This is a genomic window from Psychrobacter pasteurii (assembly GCF_900162815.1).
GTDB classification, from domain to species: domain Bacteria; phylum Pseudomonadota; class Gammaproteobacteria; order Pseudomonadales; family Moraxellaceae; genus Psychrobacter; species Psychrobacter pasteurii.
The window spans coordinates 1-3,714 of record NZ_FUGD01000165.1; the positions used below are offsets into that span (position 1 = coordinate 1).

The 3,714-nt window shown below is 39.1% G+C and carries 5 protein-coding genes; 4 read left to right on the plus strand and 1 reads right to left on the minus strand.

What is annotated here, in order from left to right; all coding sequences use genetic code 11:
- The first annotated feature begins 18 nt into the window (after positions 1-18).
- A complete protein-coding gene (locus A1232T_RS12985) occupies positions 19-141 on the plus strand; it encodes a zinc ribbon domain-containing protein (RefSeq protein ID WP_425272071.1) in 123 nt (40 codons plus the stop codon).
- Positions 142-372: 231 nt separating this feature from the next.
- Here the strand turns inward: A1232T_RS12985 and A1232T_RS12990 are convergent, their stop codons facing one another.
- Complete coding sequence (locus A1232T_RS12990) at positions 373-1,158, minus strand: hypothetical protein (protein ID WP_077449784.1); 786 nt, start codon at positions 1,156-1,158, stop codon at positions 373-375.
- Positions 1,159-1,554: 396 nt separating this feature from the next.
- Here A1232T_RS12990 and A1232T_RS12995 point away from each other — a divergent pair, with 396 nt between their 5' ends.
- The 3 genes from A1232T_RS12995 to A1232T_RS13005 all read left to right on the plus strand — a co-directional run.
- Entirely contained in the window at positions 1,555-1,746 is a 192-nt protein-coding gene (locus A1232T_RS12995) for a hypothetical protein (protein WP_077449785.1), read from the plus strand.
- 150 nt (positions 1,747-1,896) lie between these two features.
- Positions 1,897-2,988, plus strand: a complete 1,092-nt coding sequence (ttcA, locus tag A1232T_RS13000; protein WP_077449786.1) for a tRNA 2-thiocytidine(32) synthetase TtcA — start codon at positions 1,897-1,899, stop codon at positions 2,986-2,988.
- Between the two features lie 159 nt (positions 2,989-3,147).
- Positions 3,148-3,714 (plus strand): transposase (locus A1232T_RS13005; RefSeq protein WP_279625899.1); only part of this gene is annotated, 567 nt, incomplete at its 3' end.

Here is a 3,714-nt window from a genome sequence, read left to right on the forward strand (position 1 = left end):
CCAAAAGGTAGAGCAGGCTTGCGAATAAGAGGATGGGCTTGTGCTGAGTGTGGCACATGGCATGATAGAGATATCAATGCTGCTAAGAACATCCTTGCGGTCGGGCTTGACCGTCTAGATGTAGGAATCCCCTCGGTTTAGCGAGGGGAGGAAGTCAAAGGTAATGCCAGTCAGTTAAGCAAGAGACTTAGCGAAAATGTGGTTTTTTAAAACCAGAGGACTCCATAAATAACGGGCTTTAGAAAAAACAAATTTTACGATTCCGCTATAAAATCTCTTAACTGACAGGCGTTAGTCCTTTATAGGGCCGGTTTTTTTAGGTCGTAAACAATTAGATATTAAAAAAGTGTCTATAAAAATTGGCTACGAGACTTACTCAACTGAATTAGAAATCGGTTCAGTGGCTTCAGACTGAGTAGGGGCTGGGTTATTTTTTAAGTAAGCCGCTCTGCTGGCTTGTTGTTGCATTTCAATCTCACGAAGCTTTTGCTCTTTTATTTCGTTGACCGCGCTACTTAGCTGATCACTAAGGTCCTGTGACTGCTGAGCGGTATTGGCATAGTCATTACTTCCAATTAAGGGGTTTTGCTCTACCTTGGGTAAGTCTCTGGGTAGCAAAACAGCATCATTTGGATTCACCACAGGCTGGGGAGTATATGCACTGCTGTCTAAGGGCGGGTTTGTGTTTTGTTGTTTTTCGCTATTTTGAGTCGTACTTTTTACAGGCTCACTTTTATCTTTGTTACTTCCCTTATCCTCTTTATCATTCTCCTTTTTGGCCTCATCTGCTTTAGAATCACTCTCTGACTTGGTCGCCTCATCTTTCTTATCATTGCCAGATTCAGTGTCATCAGAACTGTTCTCATCAGATTTTTCATCTGTTTTATCTTCATCGCTCACTTCCTCATCTGTAGAGGAACGCTCTTCTATTAAAGTCAGTAAGACTTCTTTTTCGTGTTCTAAATCTTCAGAATCTGTAGCCGTTTCAGTCGTCTGCGTTATGGCTTCTGATTCGTTAGCAGTTGTGTCTTTTTGACTATTAAAAAAAACAATTAATAAAAGGGCGTGTATGACTAAAGCAAGGGCTATTGCAGGTAGCCACTTTCTTATTGTTCCTTTGTCTTGAGGGGAGGTGGGTGGCTGTTTTTCACTTTGCATGGCTGTCCGCTCTTTTCAAATAAAACATAGTGGGAATTGATTGAAAGCCTGATAAATAGCTATACCCATTATAAGACTACAGTTATTAAATCACCTAATTTAGATTAAAGGGTAATAAAAATTTATTTAAAATTAGACTTGGTTATAAGTCGATTTATGTAGGGTTATGATTTTAAAAGGATAAGCAATAAAGATAGTTAAATAAAAATATAAAAATATCATCAATAATAAAGAAAAAATCAATAATATGCTTTTTATTTGTAACATTATAGGTTTATACTTAACCATAGGGTTAATTTTTCTAATTAATATTGTGCGGGTGTTAAGTTTATTTAACCAAGATACTAAGTGATTAAAAACATAGCTCATAGAATGAAATTAATTAAAGGAAGTTTTATGGAAAGTTTAAAAGTGAGCGTGGTTTACGGAAGCCTAATGGTAGCTATGTTAAGTTTTAGTCAGGCAGGTGTAGCCCAGACAACTCAGCAGGCGTCTAAAAAGTGGTCGATGCCCATCCGTAACTGGACGTCTGCTCTTAATCGCTTTATGATTATGTTCGATGAGCGTGTTAGTAAGCATTTAATCTAAATTGCAGTTACACAGAATTCGGGATGGGCTCTTTTTGTTTAACAAAATATGAACTGCAAATATCTTTACCAAAACCCAATCAAACAAGCGTAAAAACTACCAATTTGATATAATCTCTGCCTAAATACAGACAGCGAATAGCGATTTATTATGCAAACTAATTTTTCACAGCCGCAAACCTTTAATCCTGCTGATATGGCCTATAAGGTTTTAGATAATAATCAAGATGAAGTGCTTGATACTCTAAACGATGAGGAAGACTCAGAGCTTGAGCTATCCGATGAGCAAGATGTAGAACATAAAGGGGTAAAATCTACCCGCTTTAAGAAACTACAAAAGAAGCTGCGTAAACAGGTATCTCATGCCATCCGTGACTTCAATATGATTGAAGACGGTGATGTGATTATGGTGTGCGTGTCAGGCGGTAAAGACAGCTACACTTTGCTTGATATCCTACTGTTTTTAAAGCGCATTGCTCCAATCAACTTCGATGTGGTGGCCGTAAACTTAGACCAAAAGCAACCAGGTTATCCAGAAGAGGTCTTGCCAAATTATTTGCAGCAGCAAGGCATACCCCATTATATTTTAGAAAAAGACACCTATAGTGTGGTTAAAAGTGTGGTGCCAGAGGGTAAAACTTATTGCTCAGCTTGCTCGCGCCTGCGCCGTGGTTCTTTATACGGATTTGCTAAGCAAATTGGAGCAACTAAGATTGCTTTAGGTCACCATCGCGATGACATCTTAGCGACTTTTTTCTTGAACTTATTTCATGGTGGCTCATTAAAAGCTATGCCGCCCAAGCTACTTAGCGATGACAAGCAAAACGTGTTGATTCGCCCCTTAGCTTATGTTGAAGAAAAAGACATTGTCAAATATGCTCGTTATAAAGAGTTCCCAATTATTCCGTGTAACTTGTGTGGCAGTCAGGAGAATCTACAACGTGCGATGGTAGAAGATATGCTGCGTGAGTGGGATGATGCTCACCCGCAGCGTTTGGCCTCTATCTTTAAAGCGATGCAGAACGTAGCACCTTCACAACTGGCTGACCGCAAATTGTTTGATTTTGAAAGTTTACAGTTAGATCGTGATGATAGTGAGCGCCCTTTTGAAGGGGTAAATATTCAGGTGGGTGGTGAAGATAATTTGGCAGAGATTGGTTTACCGACACAACCAGAAGTTAAGCCTTTTGAAGAAGCCAATAAAGTGAATAAGATACCTACAATTAACCCAATTATAGATTAAAAAAAGAGAGCCAATTGGCTCTCTTTTTTATTGCATGAATCTTTATCACCAGTCGCCGTAAAACCACCCACTTCAGGGGGTGGATATAAGGCGACACACACTGTCGTAAGAAGTCGTTGAAGGGTTGTAAGTCAAAATTAAACTTGCCATACTAAACATATGAAAACACTCAAGCTACGCATTAAAGACAAACACATAAAAGAGCTGAATCGTCTAAGCGGTTCGGTAAACTTCGTGTGGAACTATGTTAATGCGTTAAGTTTTGAGCATCTAAAACGTACCGGTAAGTTTTTTAGTGCCTATGATCTAAGTGAGTACACCAAAGGTAGCGGTGAGTATTTAGGATTACACAGTCAAACACTGCAAGCTATCAATGAAACTCACGCCAAGGCGCGTAAGCAGTTTAAAAAAACCAAACTTCATTGGCGCAGCAATCGTCCTGATGCAAAACGCAAAACACTGGGCTGGATACCTTTTAAAAAGTCTGCTATCAAATACCTAAGCACAAGACAAACGGGAAAGAAAGCACTTAAATCAAAAATTCAGCTATCACTATCTAAAGGTCAAAAGCTCCTCATCGATGTATTCGATAGCTACAACCTCAGTCTATATCAAATCAACACGCTTGAGATAGTACAAGACAGTCGTAATCGTTGGTATGCGTGTATCACCGTTAAAGACTTTCCTAAGCAAGTAAGTGGTAAGGGCAGCGTTGGAATTGATTTA